This window comes from Methylocystis parvus OBBP (assembly GCF_027571405.1).
In the GTDB taxonomy this organism is placed as follows: domain Bacteria; phylum Pseudomonadota; class Alphaproteobacteria; order Rhizobiales; family Beijerinckiaceae; genus Methylocystis; species Methylocystis parva.
Map to the genome: position 1 here is coordinate 1,978,484 of NZ_CP092968.1, position 19,612 is coordinate 1,998,095.

Genomic DNA, 19,612 nt, shown 5'->3' on the forward strand with positions numbered 1-19,612 from the left:
AATATGCTCTTCACCCGCAAGGAAAAGCCGGAAGCGACGGCGCCGGGCGCCCCGGAATGCCGCCCCTGGGCGCGTCAGGACGTCGACGCCGGCGGATGGCGCGACGCGGCCGGAGAAATCGCCGACGGCAAAGCGGATCTGCTCAGCCTCTGGAGCGACGGCGTCCGCGTCTATCTCGCATTCCTGCCGCAAGGCGCGGCGGCTCCGCGCATCGTTTCGCTCGCCTGCACGGAGGGTCGATTCCCCTCCGTCGGCGCCCTGCATCCGCCGGCTCTGCGCCTCGAGCGGACCATCGCCGATCTCTACGGTATCGAAGGCGACGGGCTGCCCGACAAGCGGCGCTGGCTCGATCACGGGCGTTGGGGCGTGCGTCATCCGGCGAACGCGCCTCTGCCGATCGAGACGGCGAGCGACGCTTACGAATTCTGCAGAGCCGAAGGCGCGCCGCTGCATCAGATCGCGGTAGGGCCCATTCACGCGGGCATTATCGAACCGGGGCATTTCCGCTTCTCGGCTAACGGCGAAGTTGTCGTGCGGCTCGAAGAGCGGCTCGGTTTCGTTCACAAGGGAATCGACCGGCTGATGGCCGGCGCGCCGATCGCGCAGGCGGCGAAAGTCGCGGCCCGTATCTCGGGCGACAGCACGGCGGCCTACAGCTTCGCCTTCGCCCGCGCCGTCGAGGCGGCGCTTGGCGTCGAAGCGCCGGCGCGCGCCCAATGGCTGCGCGCGCTCATTGCTGAGCTCGAGCGACTCGCCAATCACTTCGGCGATATCGGCGCAATCTGCAACGACGCGGCTTTCTCGCTGATGCTGGCCCAATGCGGCCTCATCCGCGAACGCCTGCTGCGCGCGGCCGCAAACTGTTTCGGCCATCGGCTCATGATGGACAGGATCGCTCCCGGGGGCGTCGCCGCCGATCTTTCGCCGGAAGGCGCGCAAGCGCTGCGCGATCTGCTCGAGTGGATCAATCTCATGGTCCCGCGCCTCATAGGCCTTTTTGGCGATACGACATCGCTGCAAGATCGAACGGTCGGCACGGGCGTCCTCAGTCAGGAGCTCGCGCGCCAATATGCATGTGGCGGATATGTCGGACGCGCTTCGGGACGGGCCTTCGACGCGCGCCTGAATGTCGGCTACGCGCCGTACGACCAGTTGTCCTTCGAGATGGGCGGCTCCACGGAAGGCGACGTGGATGCGCGCGTCTGGGTGCGTTTCGACGAAGTGCGGGCCTCGATCCAGATCGTTGAACAAATACTGGATCGTCTTCCGCATGGGCCCATCCATGTCGATGTGCCGAGCGCGCCAAGCGCGCCCTGCGAAGGCGCCGCGCTTGTCGAGAGCTTCCGCGGAGACGTCTTCGTCTGGTTGCGCATCGGCGCCGACGGCGCGATCGAGCGCGCGCATTTCCGGGACCCGTCCTGGCTCCAATGGCCGCTGCTCGAATATGCGATCAAGGGCAACATCGTCGCGGATTTTCCGCTGTGCAACAAATCCTTCAATTGCTCCTATTCCGGGCACGACCTCTAGAGCGGCCGCACGATGCAGAAATTCCTCCTCCAGGGCCTGTTCCGCGGCGCGCTCACCGAGCGGGCGCCTTCGCCCGACGACGCCATGCTCGCGGAAATCGGCGCGACGCTCGAAAAGACCGCGCGCGAGAAGCTCGGCCGCAGCCTCGCCATACGCGAAGTGGACGCCGGCTCCTGCAATGGCTGCGAACTCGAAATCCACGCGCTCTCCAACGCCTTTTATGATGTGGAGCGTTTCGGCCTGCGCTTCGTCGCTTCGCCGCGCCATGCGGATGTGCTGATGGTCACCGGGCCCGTGACCAAGAATATGCGCGAGGCGCTGGAGCGGGCCTATAACGCCACGCCCGATCCCAAATGGGTCGTCGCCGTGGGGGACTGCGCGCTCGACGGCGGCGTTTTCGCCGGAAGCTACGCCTGCGTTGGTCCCGTATCGAAGGTGGTTCCGGTCGACCTGCACATTCGCGGCTGCCCGCCGGACCCCGTCGCTTTGCTCAAGGGGTTGATCGCGCTGCTGAACGCCGCGTCATAGGCTGGGACCGTCAGCGGTTCAGTCCCAGACCCGCGTCGAAAGCAGGCGTCGGCGCCGGCGCCGCGAAACCCGCCGCTCAAAGGGAGCGGCTTGGCGACGTCAGATTATTGTAGCGCGCATTGTTCTCCGCCGGCGGCTCGATTCCGCCCGCGGGAGCGGCTTTCTCCAGGCCTTCATATTGGAAAGCGTCAAAGGGTTGGATGTCGTCTTCGTCCGGCAGGCGCCCGCGCCGCCATCCGCCGCCGAGCGACCGGATCAGATCGACGCTGGATTTGAGAACCCGCGTTTTCACCTGCGCGGAATCGATTCGCGCCGTCAGCGTCGCGACCTGCGCGTAAATGAGATCGAGGCTGGAGTTTAATCCGCCCTTATAGAGGTCCATCGTCAGATTTTGCGTCTGAAGAGCCGCGGCGACCGCCGCGTCGAGTTTCTTTGCCGAGGCGCTCAACCTGTTCGTCAGACTTAAACCGTCCTCGACCTCGCGAAAGGCGTTGAGAACCGTCGTGCGATATTTGTCTTCCGTCTCCCGATAGACGGACCATGAGCGCTGAAGCTGGGCGCGCCTCAGGCCGCCGTCGAAGACCGGCAAGGAGACGGCCGAGCCGTAAGACCAGAAACTGTTGGCCAGTTTCACGAGATTGACGCCATGATCCTCGAAGCCGCCATCGATCCTGAACTCGACCTTCGGGAAGAACGCCGCGCGGGCGACGCCGATTTCACGGTTCGCCTGCGCCATCTCGCGCTCAGCCGATGCGATGTCAGGCCGCCGCTCGAGAAGCGTCGACGGAAGAGATCTCGGCAGTTTGAGCGGGGTCATCTTCAGGTTTGAAGTCAAAGAAATCTTAAAGCTCGCCGGCGCCGTGTTGACGAGGATCGCGATCGCGTGTTCGGCGACCTCGCGCTCGCCCTGAACTTCGAGCGCTTTAGCTTCCGTGCTGAACAGCAGCGATTTGGCGCGCGCGACGTCGAGCTCCGAGGCGATCTTGCCCACATAGCGTTGGGTGACGATATCGAGCGACTGCCTGTAATAGACGATGGACTGATTGTAGATGTTCGTCTGAGCGTCAAACCCGCGCAGCGTGAAGTAATCGGAGGCGATTTCCGCTTGCAAGCTCAAGCGAGCCAGCGCGTAGTCCGCCGCCTTTTGCTGCGCGAGATACGTCTTCGCCCTGGTTTCGTTGCGGATCGCATACCAGAAATCCGGCTCCCAGGACGCTCCCGCCCTATCGGAAACCGATGTGTCGTAGATCGGATTGAGCGGCCCTCGGAAGAGCGCGTTTTCGGACTCTTTATTGTCCGAAGCGTCCACGCCGATATTGAGCTGAGGCAGCATATGCGACCTCGTCTTCATCATCAGATCGCGGGCTTGCAGAAAGCGCTCCGCCGCGGCCTGAAGATCGGCGTTCGCCGCCATCGCCTGTTCTTCGAGCTTGTCCAGAACGGGGTCGCGGAACAGCCGCCACCATTCCGTGCGGATCTCCGCGTCGGAAGGCTTCGCCTCGACGAAAGGGCTTGCGCCGCGCCACGAGGCCGGAACGACATATTCGGGCGGCGCATAGGCCGGCGCGAGATCGACGCCCGGCATCGAATTGCAGCCCGATAGCAGAAGAACCGGCCAGAGCCGCATATAACGCTGCATTACCGTCTTTCCGAAGGTTCGCATGTAAAGCATATCCGATGTGAGCCCGACGCTCGACGACCACGAAATCTGAGGTCAGTTGAGGTCCTTCGGATCGATTTCATATCCAGGCGCCGACGTAACGATGCGAACCTTGTCGCCTTCCAGAAGCGCGGCGCTGGGATTGTTGACGATGCGGTCATCGCGGCCGACGCCCGACGTCAGCTCCATGACGCCATCGAGAATTCGATTGATGCGGACCGGCTTGAAGTGGATTTTGTCCTCGGCGCCGACAATCGCGACCTCGGCGCCGTTTTCCTGAAAAACGAGAGCGCTGGAAGGAACTGTCAGGGCGTTTGCGTCGAGGGGGACGGTCAGTTTCACTGCGGCGTAAGATCCGGGCCAGAGCGCTTTATCTTCATTGTCGATCGTAAATTCGGTGATCGCCGTGCGGGTCGTCGGATCGAAGCCGTTCGCGACGGTCAGAAACTTCGCCTTGAATCGCCGGTTGGGGAATTGCGGCACAGTGACGTCGGCGGTGAGGCCGGCCTTGAGAATGTGGGCGAAAGCCTCGGGGACGGAGATGAACAAGCGGAGCTGATGGATGTCGGCGACGGAAAAGAGATTTGTCACCGCGTCCTTGTCGCTGATGTTTCCGTCCTTGTTGATGTAGTCGCCGACATTGATGTTGCGCGCCGTGACGAAGCCGTCATATGGCGCGACGATCGTTTTGAACTGAAGTTGAGCAGCGAAATTGTTGACGTTGTGCTCGGCCGCCTCGAGCTGCGCTTTCTCCGACTTCATATTCGCTTCTTGAACGCTGATCTCCTGCTCGGAGACCGCGTGCGACTTCCGCAGGGCGGTCCAGCGCTCGGCGGTGACGACGGCAAGATTATATTTCGCCCGCTCGGCTTCGAGAGCCGCTTTCGCTTGCGAAAATTGGGCGTCGAGGGTCGGCGTGTTGATTTCCGCCAGCACGTCGCCCTTCTTCACCTGGGCGCCGTAATCCTTGTACCACATTTTCACATAGCCGGAGACCTGTGCATAGATCGGCGCCTGGAACCAGGCTTCGACATTGCCGGGCAGCGTGATCGTTTCATTGGACGCGCCGGGCTTCGCATTCGTGATCGACACGGTCGGAATGGCGTTCTCCAAGGTCTCTTCGCGTATGGCGTCGGCCTCGCGCTTGCGCGCCAGGAACAGGAGGGCGAGGAGCGCGATTAGTCCCAGCCCCACGACATACCGCTTATCTTTCAAGCGCAGATTGGGAGTCACGCGCCTCAACAGATCCGTAGACATCAGGCGGCTTCCTTTCTACCGGCGGCGCGCTTGTAGACAATCGCATAGACGCAGGGGACAAATAGCAGGGTCGCAAACGTCGCGACGATCAGACCACCGATCACCGCGCGCCCGAGCGGCGCATTTTGCGAATTGCTCATCGACATTGGCAGCATGCCGATAATCATCGCCGACGCCGTCATGATGACCGGCCGGATGCGCGCATAGCCAGCTTCTATCGCGGCAAGCAAGGCGTCGCCGTGCAATTCCAGCCGCTCACGCGCATAGGCGACGACCAGGATCGAATTCGCGGTCGCCGTTCCCATACACATGATCGCGCCGGTCAGCGCCGGAACGGACAGATTCGTATGGGTGAGAAAGAGCGACCATGCGATGCCTGCAAGCGCGCCGGGAAGCGCCGTGATGATGATGAAGGGATCGAGCCAGGACTGAAAGTTCACGACGATGAGGAGGTAGATCAGCACGATCGACGCGACGAGGCCGCCAACCAGCTCGAGATAGGCGCTGTGCATCGTTTCCGCTTGTCCATGCACCTCGAGACTCGCGCCGCGGGGCAGCTCATGCGCCATCGACTTCGCGATCGACTTCACGTCGGCGAGAACGCCGCCAAGATCCCGGGTTTCGGCGGAGACGTAGATATCAAAGAGCGGCATGATATTGCCGTGCGTCACGACGCCCGGGGTTCCGACCGCGGACATCGAGGCGACGCTGCCGAGAAGCTGCATTTTCTCGGGAGCCCAATCGCCATCCGCCTTGCTGACTGGAACCGTCAACAGATCCTGCATGCGCGTGACCTGGTACTGCGGCGTGTAAACATTGATCTGATAGGAATTGCCCGTTCTTTGATCGAGCCAGAACTGCTGGTCGATCTGCTGGCTGCCGGACAACGTCATCACGAGATTCTCGGCGATGTCCTTTTCCGTCAGGCTCACGCCGAGGCCCAGGCTGCGATTGCCCTCGACGAGCAGCGTCGGCGTGCGCATCGTTTGCTGGATCACCACATCGGCGGCGCCGCTGACCTTACGCAGCTTGCTTGCGAGCTTGCGCGTGAATTCATAGGCCTCCCATTGATCGCCGCCATTGACCTGCACGTCGATGGGCGACGGCGTGCCGAAATTGAGGATTTTCGCCGTCAGATCGGCCGGCTGAAAGGTGAATTCGGCGCCGGGATAGCGTTCGTTGAGTCCTTTGCGCAAAATCGCCCGGTAGTCCCAAACGGGAGACGCGTCGTCCTTGAGGGTGATGGTGATGTCGCAGTCCTGCGCGCCGATGGTCGGCGTTGGAATGAAGGCGAGATTGTGCGGCCCGACGGGAAGACCGCAATTGCTGATGATGCCTTCAACCTTACCGGGCAACAGCGTCTGTCCGATGTCGTTCGAGACCAGCGACGCGATGCGTCCCGCCGCCTCGATGCGCGTGCCGAGAGGCGCGCGCATGTGCATTTGCAGGGTTCCCGATTTGATTTCCGGAAAGAACTCCTGGCCGTTGAAGTAGAAGAGGCTCAAAGACGCCAAGGCGAACGCCAGGAAGATCGTCACGAATTGCGTTCTGTTGGCCAATACGCGGCCAAGCTGTTCGTTGTAACGCTCCCTGAAGGACTGGAATCCGCGCTCGAACCCCTGCTGGATGCGTGCGAAGACGCCGGGATGATCGTGAGAATGGTCGCTCCGATTGGGAACGGGCGCCGAGAAGTGGGAAACCCCGCCATCGCCGGCGAGAGCGCTCGCTTCGGCGTCCGCCTCGGCAAGAGCGTAGATCTCTTCGGGCGTCGGATATCGCCGGCCTCCCGAAGGGGACGGCGCCTCATCCTCCATTGCGAGGCTTTGGGCATTTCCATGCGGCGCGTTGTGGTCGACGAGGAGATATTTCGCCATCGTCGGCACGAGCGTTCGCGACAGAATGAAGGACGCCATCATCGCGAACATGACGGCTTCCGCCATAGGCGTGAAGAGGAAGCCGGAAACGCCCGTGAGCTCGAAGAGCGGAAACCAGACGATGATGATGCAAAGCGTCGACACGAACGTCGGAATGACGATCTGGTTCGCCGCGTCGATGATCGCCGTCTCGAGAGGTTTTCCCATCTCCAGATGCGTATCGATGTTCTCGATCATCACGGTGGCGTCGTCGACGAGAATGCCGACGGCGAGCGCGAGTCCGCCCAGCGTCATCACATTGATGGTCTGCTCCGCCCAATGGAGACAAATGATCGCGGAGAGGATCGAGAGCGGAATCGACGTCGCGATGATGACCGTCGCGCGCCAGGATCCAAGAAAGAGGAGCACGACGACGCCGGTCAGCGCGGAAGCAAGCGCCATTTCGCGCAAAACGTCGATGATCGAATCCTCGACGAAGATCGACGCGTCGTTGAGCAGCTCGATCTTGGCGCCCGGCGGCGCGATCTGTTCGATTTTCGGGATCGCCTTCTTGATTCCGTCCACGACCTCGAGCGTCGAAGCCTCGCCGCTTTTCATAACGACGATCAAAACCGACTGCTTGCCGTCCACGAGAACGGCGTTGACTTGCGGCGGCCCGCCAAGGCGAACGTCGGCCACGTCGCGCATATAGATCGTCGCATTCCCGACTCGCTTGATGGGGATGTTGTTGAAGGCCTCGACCTGCAGCGGCGTGGCGTTCGTTTGCACCAGCCAGTCCGTCGCTCTCAGCTTCATATCGCCGGCCGGAAGCACGATGCTTTGCTGACCGAGCGCGTTGTGGACGTCGGCCGCCGTAAGGTGACGCGCCATGAGCTTTTGCTGATCGAGAGAGACCAGCAATTGCTTGTCGTTGCCGCCATATGGATGCGGCAGAATGGCGCCGGGAATCGTGACGAGATAGGGACGGATCTTGTTCTTCGCCAGATTATAGAGGTCGGCCGGCGTAAGATTGTCCGCCGTGACTTTCAACATGGCGACAGGCACGGACGACGCCTCCAGGCGCATCACCATGGGCGGAGAAATATCGGGAGGAAGCTGCTTGGTGACGGTTTGCGAGATCGAGTCGATGTCTGCCTCGGCCGCGGCCAGATCGACGCCGGGCTGCAGGAAAATCTTGATGATGCTGCTGCCGTAATAGGAGTGGCTCTCAATATGTTCGATGCCCTCCACATTCGACGTCAGCTGACGCTCGTATAGATAAGTGATGCGTCCCGACACCTCGGTTGGCAGAAGACCCGCATAGGCCCAGACCACCGCGACGACAGGGATTCTGATGTTGGGAAAAACATCGGTCGGCGTCTTGAAAATCGCCATTAAACCAAAAATTACAATGCAAATTGAAAGAACTATAAACGTATAAGGCCGACGGAGCGCAAGGACGACTACACCGTTCATTCGCCATTCCCATTGTTATATCTACGATATGACCGGACCGCCCTCCCAGAGCTCAATTTAAAGACTCGCGCCCCGCATTGTGTTTCGAATTTAAAATCCAGTGATGCAGGCGATGCATGCCGTACTCCGCGAAGAAAAACCAAGTAAAGCGTTTAATATCGGTTTGTTTCGGCAATTTATCTACAGTGACGCACCTCTGTTTCCTCATTTGCTGAATTATGGTCCTTTCCTGTCGACGCCCAATGGGGCGCGACGAGCCGAGCCCATCGCGCGACATCTTCAAAGACCGTCGCCTTGCGCGGCCTCTTGCGTCAAAGCGACGCCCTTCGCCGCCCCCGGACGGCGCCTTACTGTCATGGAAGCGCAATAAAGGGACCTGGGCGACTTCGGCGCCGACGGATCTAAGGATGCAGCAAATCAGCTTCGGGGATATCCTTGACCGCGACAAAGCGCGCATCGTTCACGCCGCCGTGCCCGGCCGCGTTCGTTTGCGGCATGTTGGCCTCCTCCTTGACGGCGATGCGAAAGAGCGCGTTGAAAAGGCGTTGGGGCGGCTGCCCGGCGTAAAGAGCGTAAAGGCGAGCGCGCGCACGGGATCGGCGCTTGTTTATTTCGATTTCCCGGCGACGCCGGAATCGCTCGCCGCGGCCCTCGAGGCGGCGGCCGGCGGCGCGGAGGCGGTCGCTGCGCCCGAAATTCTGGCGCAGGGCCCAAACGCCGCCTTCGAGACTGGCGCTGTTTTTCACGCTGCTTCGATCGACGCCGTGGCGTCATGGCTGGAAACGCGCCCCGCCGCCGGATTGACCGCGCCGGAAGTCGCCGCCCGCCTCGCGAAATGGGGGCCGAACGAGACGCCGCGCGCCGAAAGACGGTCGGCAATGGCGATATTCGCCGAACAAATGACGAGCCTGCCGATCGCGCTGCTCGCGGCCTCGGCGGCCATGTCGCTGGCGACCGGCGGCGTCGCCGATGCGGTCATGATCGCGGCCGTGGTGCTCGTCAATGCCGGCATCGCTACGGCGACGGAGCGGGAGGCCGACCGCACCATCGCGGGCCTGATGGACGAGGGGCCCCAGCCGGCGACCGCCATCCGCGATGGCGCGAGAGTCTCGATCCGCTCTTCGGAGCTGACGATCGGCGACATTCTCGTCATCGAGCGCGGCGCCTTCATTCCCGCGGATGCGCGCCTGATCGAGAGCGACGATCTCAGCGTCAACGAGTCGCCGCTGACGGGCGAAGCGCATCCCGCCGCAAAGGACGCGCATGCGCTATTGCCGCCGGACACGGTGGTCTCCGACAGGCGCAATATGATCTTCCAGGGAACGGCGGTCACCAGCGGCTCCGGCGCGGCCATCGTCACGGCCGTGGGCGCGATGACGGAAATGGGCCGCATTCAGGAGCTTCTGGGCGCATTGCGCCCGCCGGAGACGCCGATCCAGCGAGAGCTGGGAGAAGTCGGCCGCGAGCTCGTCATCGTCAACGGCCTGATATGCGCCAGCGTCTTCGCCCTTGGAATGATGCGGGGCCATCCTTTGGCGCAGACGCTTCGAAGCGCCATTTCGCTCGCAGTGGCCGCGATCCCGGAGGGCTTGCCCGCCGTCGCGACGACGACGCTCGCAATCGGCATTCAGCACATGCGCAAGCGCAAGGTCTTCGTGCGCAAGATCGACGCGGTCGAGACGCTCGGCGCCGTGGAAGTGGTCGGCCTCGACAAGACGGGCACGCTCACCGAAAACCGGATGGCCGCCGTCGTTCTTCATCTCGACGGCGCGGCGCTCGAATTGCGCAACGGGCGGCTGCTGCGCGGCGGTCAAACCGCCGACGACGCGCTATGCGAGCAGGCGCGCAAGCTCTTCGAGACCACGACTCTCTGCAGCGACGCTGTCGCGATGCGCGCCGAAGCAGGATACGAGATCGACGGGACGCCGACAGAAACCGCTCTTCTCACCGGCGGCGTCTCGCTCGGCGTCGATCCCGTCGAGCTTCGTCTTTCGGCGCGCGTGCTCGCGAGCGCGGCGCGCGGCGACGGCCGCAAGCGCATGAGCACATTGCACGAGACGTCGGAAGGCGCGCGCCTGCTCTGCGTCAAGGGCGATCCGCTCGAAGTGCTTGCGCGCTGCGCGAAGCGGCGGACGGCCGCCGGCGCCGTTCCGATGGAGGAGGCGGCGCACGCGCAGATCGTGAAGGCCAATACGAGAATGGCGGGCGACGCCCTGCGCGTGCTCGGCGTCGCCTGCCTCGAAGGCGGCGGCGATCCGCGCGACGAGGCGGATCTCGTCTGGCTCGGCCTTGTCGGCATGGCCAATCCGGTGCGCACAAGCGCGCGACCGGCGCTGAAACGATTGCACCGGGCCGGCGTGCGCACCGTCATGATCACCGGCGATCAGAGCGCGACAGCCTTCGCCGTCGCCCGCGGCCTCGATCTCGCCGACGGCGGGGAGTTGCGCGTGCTGGAGGCGGGGCAGATCGCGAATATGCCCCCGGAGCTGCTGACGGCCCTCGCCGCGCAGCCGCATGTCTTCGCCCGCGTGAGTCCCGTCGACAAGCTCAACATCGTCAAGGCCCTTCAGGCGAACGGACATATCGTGGCCATGACCGGCGACGGCGTCAATGACGGCCCCGCCCTGCGCGCGGCCGATGTCGGCGTCGCAATGGGCGGCGAAGGGGGCGATGTGGCGCGCCGGGTCGCCGACATCGTGCTGGCGAGCGACGACATGGACGGAATCGTCGAGGCGATCCGCCTCGGCCGGGCGACTTACGCCAATATCCGCAAGGTGCTGCGCTACCTCGTCTCCACCAACGCCTCCGAAACCTTCGTCATGCTCGGCGCCGCTCTGGTCGACGCCGGCGAGCCGCTGACGCCGATGCAATTGCTGTGGCTCAATCTCGCCACCGACGCGCTGCCCGCTCTCGCCCTCGGCCTCGAACCGCCGGAGGCCGACGTCCTCGATCAGCCCCCGCACGATCCCAGCGCGCCGATCCTGGGACCGGCCGATTTCCGCCGCGTGCTGCGCGAAGGCTCGGTGATGGGCGTCGCGGCGCTGATCGGATATTTCAGCGTCGGCGGTCTCGTCGGCGGATCGCGCGCCAGCACCGTCACCTTTCACGGGCTGACGCTCGGCCAGTTGCTGCACGCGGTCGCCAGCCGGTCCGAGACGCGCGGCCTGATGGCCGAGTTTGGACGCCGCCCGAATCCGAAACTTTATGGCGGTCTCGCCATCTCCGTTCTGATGCAGGGCGCAGCGCAATTCCTGCCGCCGACGCGGCGTCTCCTCGGGCTGGCCCCGCTCGCGCCCGGAGACCTGTTGCGCATCGGCGCCGTGGCGATCGGCAGTTCGATCGTCAACGACGTCGTCGGCCGCGCCGAAGATCGCTTCGGGGCGCATGCGCGCATCCCCCGTCCCTATGGAGAGAGCCATGTCGTCTGACATGATCTTTACCTCCGAATCCGTCACGCCGGGCCATCCGGACAAGCTCTGCGACCGCATCAGCGACGCGGCCGTGGACGCCTTGTTGCGGGAAGATGAGAGCGCGCGCGCCGTGGTCGAATGCGCATTGGCGACGGGCGTCGTTTTTCTCGCAGCGAGATATGCGGCGGAAGCGCGCGTCGACCTTCCATCGCTTGCGCGCAAGGTTATCGCCGAGGCGGGGTACGCCTCGGAGGGCTTCGACGCGCGGACCTGCTCCATCCTCACCAATCTCGCCGAATTGCCGCTGGGCGCGCGCGAGCCCGAGCCGGCCCCGGGCGACGAGGAAACGATCGCGCGCCGCGTCGCGCAGCAGCAGGCGAATGTCTTCGGCTATGCCTGTCGCGACACGGCGCAACTCATGCCCGCGCCGATCGTCTGCGCGCACAAAATCGCAAGGGCGCTCGATGAAGCGAGGCGCGCCCGCTTCATCGAGCTGTCGCCTGACGCCAAGACGCAGGTCTCGGTCGAATATCGGGGCGCGCGGGCGGTTCGCATCCACAGCCTCTCGCTGACTGTCGCGGTCGACGACGAGTCGAAACTGGACGCCGGGGAGCGGCTGCGCGCTCTGGCCCTCGATGCGCTGGGCGATACGGAAATCCGCCCGGACGAGCGGACGCAGATCATCGTGAACGCCGCCGCCGTTCCGCTCGAAATTGGCGGCCCCGCGCGCCATGCCGGCCTGACCGGACGCAAGAACGGCATCGACTCCTATGGAGAGATCGCGCGCATGAGCGGCTCCGCGCTCTCGGGAAAAGACCCCTCGCGCATCGATCGTTCGGGCGCCTACGCCGCCCGCTACGCCGCGAAAAACATCGTCGCCGCGGGGCTCGCCGAGCGCTGCGAGGTGCTCGTCTCCTATGCGATCGGTCAGGCGCAGCCGCTGAGTCTTTCGGTCGAGACCTACAATACCGGGAAGAGGAGCGATGCGGAGATCGGCAGGCGCCTCGCCGCCGCGATGGATTTCCGTCCGGCCGCCATCATACGGCGCTTCCGCCTGCGAAGCCGTTTGAGGGACGCCGGTCCGGCGGGCTTCTATCTGCCGCTCGCAACCTTCGGCCATTTCGGCCGTGACGATCTCGATCTGCCTTGGGAGGCGACCGATCTCGCGGAGGTTCTTCGCGGCTGACGCGACGTAGGATGAGCGCCTATTCGCCCTCCGGCGGAGGACCGTTCTTCCACAGACCTCCGAGATTGGTCGCGTACCAAAGCAGCGTGAGCGCCGGCGGGAAGACCTTTTCGCGCGACATCTGCCAAAGCGCGAGTCCCCCGAGCGCGAGAGCCGCGAGAAGTTTGGGGTCCACTTCCCTTTCCGCCGATGCTTCCGACGGGGCGGCCGCTTCGCTCACCGCGAATAATCCGGCCTCCCGAGCGGCGGCGGCGAGATTGTCGAAGGGGCCCCAATGCTGGATCAGCACGCTGCCCGTCAGCGGTTTGACCTCGACGTTGCGAACGCCGGGCAGCGCCGACGCGCCGCTCGCGATGGACGCGAAAAAGGCCGCGTCGCCGCGGCGCTCCGCGATCCGCAATCGCGTGCGGCCGGGCATGACGTGACAAATCTCGGCTGTCGGCGACTCCGCGCTCATGATTATTTTCCGTCTCCGACAGGATCGGCGGCCGCGGCCTGATCCTGCGGCCCCGCGGCCGCTGTCGTCTCGCGAGGCGGCGACGACGCGGCCTTCTGGCCCTTCGCCATCATGGCGGCGAAAATCTCACTTGTTGCTTCTGCCTTGGCTTCGGCGAAGAGGTCTTCCGCCGCCTCCATCAACTCGGCGCTCTGCGTCCTGGCCTCATGATAGGCCATCATGGCCGCTTTGAGGGCGGCTCTGGCGACTGGTCGCGCACGCTTGTGATCGCGGGTGAGAAGAAAGGTCGCCGCGGCGCCGGTCAGCACTCCCAATGCAAATCCCCAGGGCTTCATCCATTCCTCTCGGCCGGAAGCGAAGACCGCCTCGTATCGATTGCCGCCGGGACGCGCGAGGCGCGCGCGCATTGACCCCGACAGGACGCGCTTGTTCGCTGAAAGAAAGCAAAAATCTGATGCGAGCACGAAGGTTATATGACAATCCGGCGTTCTGGAAGCGCGACAAATAAGCTTCTGTCGGCGTCACATTCTCATGGCATAGAAGCCTGTCTCCAGATCGAATGGCGATAGACCCGACATGAACGACGCTTCGCGCCAGGCAGTACAAACCTCGCAGACCGTCTTAAATTATCTCGTATCGCCGGTTCCGGTCGCCGCGGATTGGGAGACCGTCGGACAAGCGCGCGCGCGCTTCGTCGGCCAGCAATTCGCAGACGCGTCGCATGTCTGTCTTCTCGCGCCGGATGGCCGGCTTGTCGGCATCATCGCGATCCGCGACCTCTTCGCCGCGAGCGGAGAGACGCCGATCATGGCGATCGCCCGGGACGCCGCCCCCTATTGCGTGGCGCTCGACGCCGACCGAGAGGCGGCGGCCAGCCAGGCGATCCACGCCGGCCTTTCCGTTCTTGCAGTCCGCGACGACGACGGCCGTCTCTTCGGGGTCGTGCCCGCAAGGGCCCTGATGACGATCCTGCGGGACGAACATGTCGAGGATCTCCACCACATGGCCGGCATTCTGAACAAATCCGAGGCGGCGAAAGACGCGCTGACCGCGCCGCCGCATCGGCGCGCAATGTATCGCCTTCCATGGCTTCTCGTGGGGATGACGGGAATGGCGATGTCGACCGCGATGATTTCACGCTTCGAGACCTCGCTCAGCGCCCATGTCGCCGTGGCGTTCTTCATTCCGGCGATCGTCTATCTCGCCGACTCGGTCGGCACGCAGTCGGAAGTCGTCGTCGTGCGCGGCCTTTCGCTCACGGACTCCGCGCTGCTGCCGCTGTTCTTCGGCGAGCTCGGAACGGGCGCGCTGCTCGGCTGCACCCTTGGCTGCCTCGCATTTCCCTTCATTTGGCTCGCTTTCTCCAACGTCGGCCTCGCCGCCACCGTGGCGATCGCGCTCGCCGTCGCCAGCACCATCTCGACGGCCTTCGGATTTATGATGCCCTGGCTCTTCGCCCGCCTGGGTTACGACGCGGCGCTCGGCTCCGGCCCTGTCGCGACGGTCGTGCAGGACTCTTTCTCGCTGCTGACTTATTTCGTCGTCGCTTCGGTTCTCGTTTTTTGACCGCCGCCAATTTCCCGGGCGGAACGACGCCATTGCGCCCTCGCGCCCGCTCTTGTCATGATTGCGTCATCAAAGCGGGTGACTGCACAGCCGCTTCCAGCCTCGCCATTGAGGCGCCCGCAGACAGAAAGCGGCATCGATGGACTTCTTCCAGCGTTTTACTTTCCTTTTCTCGTCGCCCAATTTCGAGGCTGACGACCTCGAAGGGCTGCGAGTCGGGCAGATCATCGCGGCGATCGAACGTATGGGCTTCCAGGTCGTTCGCGCGCGCCGGCTGGAAGACGCTGAAATCGTCGTTCAGACGGACGCCGCCATCGGTTGCCTGGTCGTCGATTGGGGCAAGAAGGGCATCGAAGGAAAGACCGCGTCGCTCATCGACCTGATGCGCAAGCGCGGCCTCGAGATGCCGATCGTGCTGCTCATCCGCCGCAAGCGTTTCGAGGACATTCCGGTCGAGGTGCTGGATTTCATCGACGGCTACGTCTTCCTTGCCGAGGAAACGCCGGAATTCATCGCCAAGAATCTGGTCTCCCGCCTCAAGCAATATGCCGACACACTGAAGACGCCCTTCTTCGGCGCGCTTGTGGATTACGCCGAGGAAGGCAATCAGCTTTGGACCTGCCCCGGCCATAATGGCGGCATCTTCTACAGCCGCAGCCCTATCGGCCGCATCTTCATGGAGCATCTCGGCGAGGCCGTCTTCCGCGACGATCTCGACAATTCGGTCGTCGAACTCGGCGATCTGCTGACGCATGAGGGACCCGCGCTGAAGGCGCAGAAGGCGGCCGCTGAAATATTCGGAGCGGAGAAGACCTATTTCGTCCTGAACGGCACCTCCTCCTCAAACAAGATCGTTCTCAACAATCTCGTCGCCGAAGGCGATCTCGTGCTGTTCGACCGCAATAATCACAAGGCGGCGCATCACGGCGCGCTCCTGCTCAGCGGCGGCGTGCCGATATTTCTGCCGACGACCCGCAACGCTTTCGGGCTGATCGGCCCCATCGACCATAGAAGCTTCGACGAAACGGCGCTGCGCGAGCGCATTCGCGCCAATCCGCTCGTCAAGGACAAGGACGCCTGGCGCAAGGAGCGGCCTTTCCGCGCCGCCGTCATCGAGCAATGCACCTATGACGGCACGATCTACGACGCCGAATGGATCACGAAAAAGATCGGCCATCTTTGCGATTATATTCTGTTCGACGAGGCCTGGGCGGGCTTCATGAAATTCCACCCGCTTTATGAGCGGCGCTACGCCATGGGCCTCAAGGATCTGAGCGAAGCGTCTCCCGGCATCGTCGCGACGCAATCGACGCACAAGCAGCTTGCAAGTTTTTCTCAGGCGTCGCAGATCCATGTGCGCGACCGCCACATCAAGGGACAGAAGCGCCGCGTCGAGCACAGGCGTTTCAACGAAGGATTCATGCAGCACGCCTCGACCTCGCCCTTCTATCCGCTCTTCGCGTCGCTCGACGTCGGCGCGCAGATGATGAAGGGACGCTCCGGCGAGGTGCTGTGGGACGACACCGTCCGCCTCGGCGTCGAGTTGCGCAAGAAGCTGCGCGCCGTGCGGCGGGAATTCGAGGACAAGGAGAAGGATCCGGCGCGACGCTGGTTCTTCGACCCCTTCGTTCCGGACAAGATCTCGATCCCAGACGCCGCGCGCGATTTCGGCGCCCATCGCGTTCCCTGGGAGTCGGTGTCGACGGAGCAGCTCGCCCGCGACGCGCGTTTCTGGGAGCTTGCGCCCGAGGCCGAATGGCACGGCTTTGAAAACATGGCCCCAGGCTTCGCCATCACCGACCCGTGCAAGCTGACATTGCTGACGCCCGGCTTCGACCGCAGCACAGGCGCCTATGAGAATCACGGCGTCCCCGCCCCGATCGTCGCGCAATATCTGCGCGAGAACCGGATCGTCCCTGAGAAGAACGATCTAAATTCCCTGCTCTTCCTGCTGACGCCCGGCGTTGAATCGAGCAAGGCGGGAACGCTCGTTTCCGCGCTTGTCGCCTTCAAACGTCTGCATGACGACAATGCGCCGATGCAGGACGTCATCCCCGAATTCGTGGCGCGGCGGCCCGCACGTTACAAGGGCGTTCGCTTGCGCGACCTCTGCGGAGAAATGCACCGGTTTTTCAAGGAGTCCGCCGTGAGCGCGCTGCAGCGCGCGCAATTCGCGGCGGAACATCTGCCGGAGATGGCGATGACGCCGCGCGAGGCCTATCTTCATCTCGTGCGCAACAAGGTGGACTATCTTACGCTCGATGAGATCGAAGGCCGCATCGCGACGACGCTCTTCGTCATCTACCCGCCCGGCATCGCGACCATCGTGCCCGGCGAGCGGCTGAGCGATCGCGCCCGGCCAATGATCCAGTATCTCAAAATGTTCGAACGCGGCGCCAATCTCTTTCCTGGCTTCGACTACGAGATCCAGGGCCTCTATAAGGAGACGGACCAGCAGGGCCGGATGCGGCTTCACACTTACGTCGTGAGCGAATGACCTTAGAGCTAGAGACGGACCCGACCGCTCCTTCGCAGAGCCAGAGAATCGTCGTGCGCGCGTCGCGCGACGAAGACGTCGACGCAATGCTCGCAATCTATCTGCATCATGTGCGCAAAGGACTCGATCCCAAGGACGCCCCGCTCTACGAGGCGCCTCAGAAGGAGGACCTTAAGAGGCGTCGCAAAAATATGGGAAAGCATCGGCTTCCCCATCTGGTCGCGGAGTTGGAGCGAACGGTTATCGGCTATGCTTACGCTGTGCCCTTCCGTAAGCGTCCCGCCTATCGCTATGTCGTGAAGCATTCGATCTATGTGGATCCGAGCCATCTCCACAGGGGCGTCGGCCGGTTGTTGCTGCCGGCGCTGATCGACGCCTGCGCCGCCGCGGGCTTTCGGCAGATGATCGGCTACATCGACGCTTCCAATACGCCTTCGCTCAAGCTGCATGAGGCCTGCGGCTTTGCGCAGGTCGGCTATTTGTCGTCGGTCGGCTTCAAATATGGAAGATGGACGGATTCGATCATCATGCAGCGCTCATTGGGGCCCGGGGCCACGACATTGCCCGGCGGGCGCGATTAGCCGCTCACGAAGGAGTTGAACTTTGCATTTTGCCTCAATACTATGCAAAAGGGGGAACGACAGCATAGAGACGTAACGTGCAAATCTCCCTCCAGGAAGCAATCGAGATCCACGCCAAAGCCCTGAAAAAGCGGCACAGGGATCGTGCGCCGGCAGCGGCGCGCCAGCACGCCATGACCTTGAAATACGCCAATGATCCAGAGGGTCATGACGTTTGGCAGCGCGTCGCGGAGGCCGCGGAGCGCCTGTTGAGCGAAGCGCCGGAAATCGACGACCCGCGACGATAGGCTGCGTCTCACATTATGATGCGATCGGCATCTCCAAGACGTCGCCTTGTATGATCAGCGGCGCCGAAGTGTTGGCGACGACCTCTTCGACGCTCACGCCGGGCGCGCGCTCGCGCAGGACAAGACCGTCTTCCGTCGGCTCGATCACCGCCAGTTCGGTGACCACAAGACTGACGCGCCGCGCGGCCGTGGGCGGCAGGGAGAGCGCCTCGACGATTTTCGGCTTTCCCTTGGCGGTGTGCTGCATGGCGACGACGACCCGCTTGGCGCCGGCGACGAGATCCATCGCGCCGCCCATGCCCGGAACGAGCTTGCCGGGAACCATCCAATTCGCGAGAAGCCCCTTGGCGTCCACCTGAAGGCCGCCGAGCACCGTCATGTCGAGATGCCCGCCCCTGATCAGCGCGAAGCTTGTCGCGCTGTCGAAGCTCATGGCCCCGGGCAAGGCCGAAATGAATCCGCCGCCGGCGTCCGTGAGATGCGGATCTTCCATGCCTTCCGGCGGCGGCGCGCCAAAGCCGATAATGCCGTTCTCGCTTTGGAACGCGACGGAAATCTCCTCCGGAACGTAGCAGGCGACAAGGGTCGGCAGGCCGATGCCGAGATTGACCAGCGTGCGATCGCGCAGCTCGCGCGCGACGCGGCGCGCGATGATCTCCTTTGCGTCCATCACTGCGGCCTCCTGATCAGATGATGCACGAGCACGCCCGGCGTGCGCACGGAATCCGGCGGTATGACGCCCACGGGAACGATTTCATCAGCTTCGGCGATAACGTTGTCGGCCGCGAAGGCCATCACCGGATTGAAATTCGCGGCTGTCAGCCGGTAGGTGAGATTGCCGTGATAATCCGCTTCATGCGCGCGCAGCATCGCGAAATCGGCGCGCAGCGGCTTCTCCAGCAGGAACGGCCTTCCGTCCACTTCGACGATCTGCTTGCCTTCCGCGACAATCGTTCCGACGCCCGTCGGCGTCAGCACGCCGCCCAATCCGCTGCCGCCGGCGCGAATGCGCTCGGCGAGCGTGCCCTGCGGAATCAGCTCCACCTCGATCTCGCCGGCGATCATTTTCTTCTGCGTCGAGGGATTCGTCCCGATATGCGACGCCCTCACCCGCGTTACGCAACCGGCTTCGATCAGTTTGCCGACGCCGCAGGTCGGCGTCGCCGTATCGTTGCAGATGAGCGTCAGGCCGCGCGCGCCCCGTGCGACAAGCGCATCGATCACCCGCTCCGGCGTGCCGACGCCCATAAAGCCGCCGAACATGACGCTTGCGCCGTCCGGGACGAGCGCCGCCGCCGCTTGCGGCGAGATAGCCAGTCTCATGATC

At 63.5% G+C, this 19,612-nt stretch carries 15 protein-coding genes; 8 read left to right on the plus strand and 7 right to left on the minus strand.

Annotated features, from left to right (window positions below; translation table 11 throughout):
* Nucleotides 1-3: 3 nt before the first annotated feature.
* Together MMG94_RS09670 and MMG94_RS09675 are read left to right on the plus strand one after the other, a co-directional pair.
* Nucleotides 4-1,527, plus strand: a complete 1,524-nt coding sequence (locus MMG94_RS09670; RefSeq protein WP_051001064.1) for a hydrogenase large subunit — start codon at nt 4-6, stop codon at nt 1,525-1,527.
* Nucleotides 1,528-1,539: 12 nt separating this feature from the next.
* Complete coding sequence (locus tag MMG94_RS09675; protein WP_016917819.1) at nt 1,540-2,055, plus strand: NADH-quinone oxidoreductase subunit B family protein; 516 nt, start codon at nt 1,540-1,542, stop codon at nt 2,053-2,055.
* 76 nt (nt 2,056-2,131) lie between these two features.
* Here MMG94_RS09675 and MMG94_RS09680 read toward each other — a convergent pair whose 3' ends face one another.
* The 3 genes from MMG94_RS09680 to MMG94_RS09690 form a co-directional block, all read right to left on the minus strand.
* Complete coding sequence (locus tag MMG94_RS09680; protein WP_244415158.1) at nt 2,132-3,694, minus strand: efflux transporter outer membrane subunit; 1,563 nt, start codon at nt 3,692-3,694, stop codon at nt 2,132-2,134.
* Between the two features lie 75 nt (nt 3,695-3,769).
* Nucleotides 3,770-4,972 (minus strand): efflux RND transporter periplasmic adaptor subunit, encoded by a 1,203-nt coding sequence (locus MMG94_RS09685; protein WP_016917817.1) that lies wholly within the window; start codon nt 4,970-4,972, stop codon nt 3,770-3,772.
* On the minus strand, nt 4,972-8,301 hold the full coding sequence (locus MMG94_RS09690; RefSeq protein WP_026015940.1) for an efflux RND transporter permease subunit: 3,330 nt from the start codon (nt 8,299-8,301) through the stop codon (nt 4,972-4,974). Before MMG94_RS09690 ends, MMG94_RS09685 begins: the two co-directional genes overlap by 1 nt.
* A gap of 407 nt (nt 8,302-8,708) precedes the next feature.
* Between MMG94_RS09690 and MMG94_RS09695 the strand changes: the two genes are divergently transcribed.
* Nucleotides 8,709-11,729: a cation-translocating P-type ATPase gene (locus MMG94_RS09695; protein ID WP_154419867.1), complete on the plus strand. Its 3,021-nt coding sequence runs from the start codon at nt 8,709-8,711 to the stop codon at nt 11,727-11,729.
* Entirely contained in the window at nt 11,719-12,897 is a 1,179-nt protein-coding gene (metK, locus tag MMG94_RS09700) for a methionine adenosyltransferase (protein ID WP_016917814.1), read from the plus strand. Before MMG94_RS09695 ends, metK begins: the two co-directional genes overlap by 11 nt.
* 19 nt (nt 12,898-12,916) lie before the next feature.
* On the opposite strand, the gene MMG94_RS09705 is transcribed toward metK, so the two are convergent.
* Nucleotides 12,917-13,354, minus strand: a complete 438-nt coding sequence (locus tag MMG94_RS09705; protein WP_016917813.1) for a hypothetical protein — start codon at nt 13,352-13,354, stop codon at nt 12,917-12,919.
* 2 nt (nt 13,355-13,356) lie between these two features.
* Nucleotides 13,357-13,761 (minus strand): DUF5132 domain-containing protein, encoded by a 405-nt coding sequence (locus MMG94_RS09710; RefSeq protein ID WP_016917812.1) that lies wholly within the window; start codon nt 13,759-13,761, stop codon nt 13,357-13,359.
* 169 nt (nt 13,762-13,930) lie between these two features.
* On the opposite strand from MMG94_RS09710, the gene MMG94_RS09715 reads away from it, so the two are divergent.
* The 4 genes from MMG94_RS09715 (at nt 13,931) to MMG94_RS09730 (ending at nt 18,285) form a co-directional block, all read left to right on the plus strand.
* Nucleotides 13,931-14,920, plus strand: coding sequence for a magnesium transporter (locus tag MMG94_RS09715; RefSeq protein WP_016917811.1), 990 nt, complete (start codon nt 13,931-13,933; stop codon nt 14,918-14,920).
* Nucleotides 14,921-15,059: 139 nt separating this feature from the next.
* Nucleotides 15,060-17,417: an Orn/Lys/Arg family decarboxylase gene (locus tag MMG94_RS09720; RefSeq protein ID WP_016917810.1), complete on the plus strand. Its 2,358-nt coding sequence runs from the start codon at nt 15,060-15,062 to the stop codon at nt 17,415-17,417.
* Nucleotides 17,414-17,998 (plus strand): GNAT family N-acetyltransferase, encoded by a 585-nt coding sequence (locus tag MMG94_RS09725; protein ID WP_016917809.1) that lies wholly within the window; start codon nt 17,414-17,416, stop codon nt 17,996-17,998. The genes MMG94_RS09720 and MMG94_RS09725 overlap by 4 nt, the downstream gene beginning before the upstream one ends.
* A 77-nt stretch (nt 17,999-18,075) precedes the next feature.
* Nucleotides 18,076-18,285, plus strand: coding sequence for a hypothetical protein (locus MMG94_RS09730; RefSeq protein ID WP_081495547.1), 210 nt, complete (start codon nt 18,076-18,078; stop codon nt 18,283-18,285).
* 13 nt (nt 18,286-18,298) lie between these two features.
* On the opposite strand, the gene MMG94_RS09735 is transcribed toward MMG94_RS09730, so the two are convergent.
* Nucleotides 18,299-18,955 carry a 3-oxoacid CoA-transferase subunit B gene (locus MMG94_RS09735; protein WP_016917807.1) on the minus strand — a complete coding sequence of 219 codons (657 nt, stop codon included), beginning with the start codon at nt 18,953-18,955 and terminating at the stop codon, nt 18,299-18,301.
* A complete protein-coding gene (locus MMG94_RS09740) occupies nt 18,955-19,608 on the minus strand; it encodes a CoA transferase subunit A (protein WP_016917806.1) in 654 nt (217 codons plus the stop codon). The genes MMG94_RS09735 and MMG94_RS09740 overlap by 1 nt, the downstream gene beginning before the upstream one ends.
* Nucleotides 19,609-19,612 lie beyond the last annotated feature (4 nt).

Coding starts and splice junctions, on each gene's coding strand:
- MMG94_RS09670 (WP_051001064.1), top strand. CDS start 4: ATGCTCTTCACCCGCAAGGAAAAGCCGGAAGCGACGGCGCCGGGCGCC.
- MMG94_RS09675 (WP_016917819.1), top strand. CDS start 1,540: ATGCAGAAATTCCTCCTCCAGGGCCTGTTCCGCGGCGCGCTCACCGAG.
- MMG94_RS09680 (WP_244415158.1), bottom strand. CDS start 3,694: ATGCAGCGTTATATGCGGCTCTGGCCGGTTCTTCTGCTATCGGGCTGC.
- MMG94_RS09685 (WP_016917817.1), bottom strand. CDS start 4,972: ATGTCTACGGATCTGTTGAGGCGCGTGACTCCCAATCTGCGCTTGAAA.
- MMG94_RS09690 (WP_026015940.1), bottom strand. CDS start 8,301: ATGAACGGTGTAGTCGTCCTTGCGCTCCGTCGGCCTTATACGTTTATA.
- MMG94_RS09695 (WP_154419867.1), top strand. CDS start 8,709: ATGCAGCAAATCAGCTTCGGGGATATCCTTGACCGCGACAAAGCGCGC.
- metK (WP_016917814.1), top strand. CDS start 11,719: ATGTCGTCTGACATGATCTTTACCTCCGAATCCGTCACGCCGGGCCAT.
- MMG94_RS09705 (WP_016917813.1), bottom strand. CDS start 13,354: ATGAGCGCGGAGTCGCCGACAGCCGAGATTTGTCACGTCATGCCCGGC.
- MMG94_RS09710 (WP_016917812.1), bottom strand. CDS start 13,761: ATGCGCGCGCGCCTCGCGCGTCCCGGCGGCAATCGATACGAGGCGGTC.
- MMG94_RS09715 (WP_016917811.1), top strand. CDS start 13,931: ATGAACGACGCTTCGCGCCAGGCAGTACAAACCTCGCAGACCGTCTTA.
- MMG94_RS09720 (WP_016917810.1), top strand. CDS start 15,060: ATGGACTTCTTCCAGCGTTTTACTTTCCTTTTCTCGTCGCCCAATTTC.
- MMG94_RS09725 (WP_016917809.1), top strand. CDS start 17,414: ATGACCTTAGAGCTAGAGACGGACCCGACCGCTCCTTCGCAGAGCCAG.
- MMG94_RS09735 (WP_016917807.1), bottom strand. CDS start 18,955: ATGGACGCAAAGGAGATCATCGCGCGCCGCGTCGCGCGCGAGCTGCGC.
- MMG94_RS09740 (WP_016917806.1), bottom strand. CDS start 19,608: ATGAGACTGGCTATCTCGCCGCAAGCGGCGGCGGCGCTCGTCCCGGAC.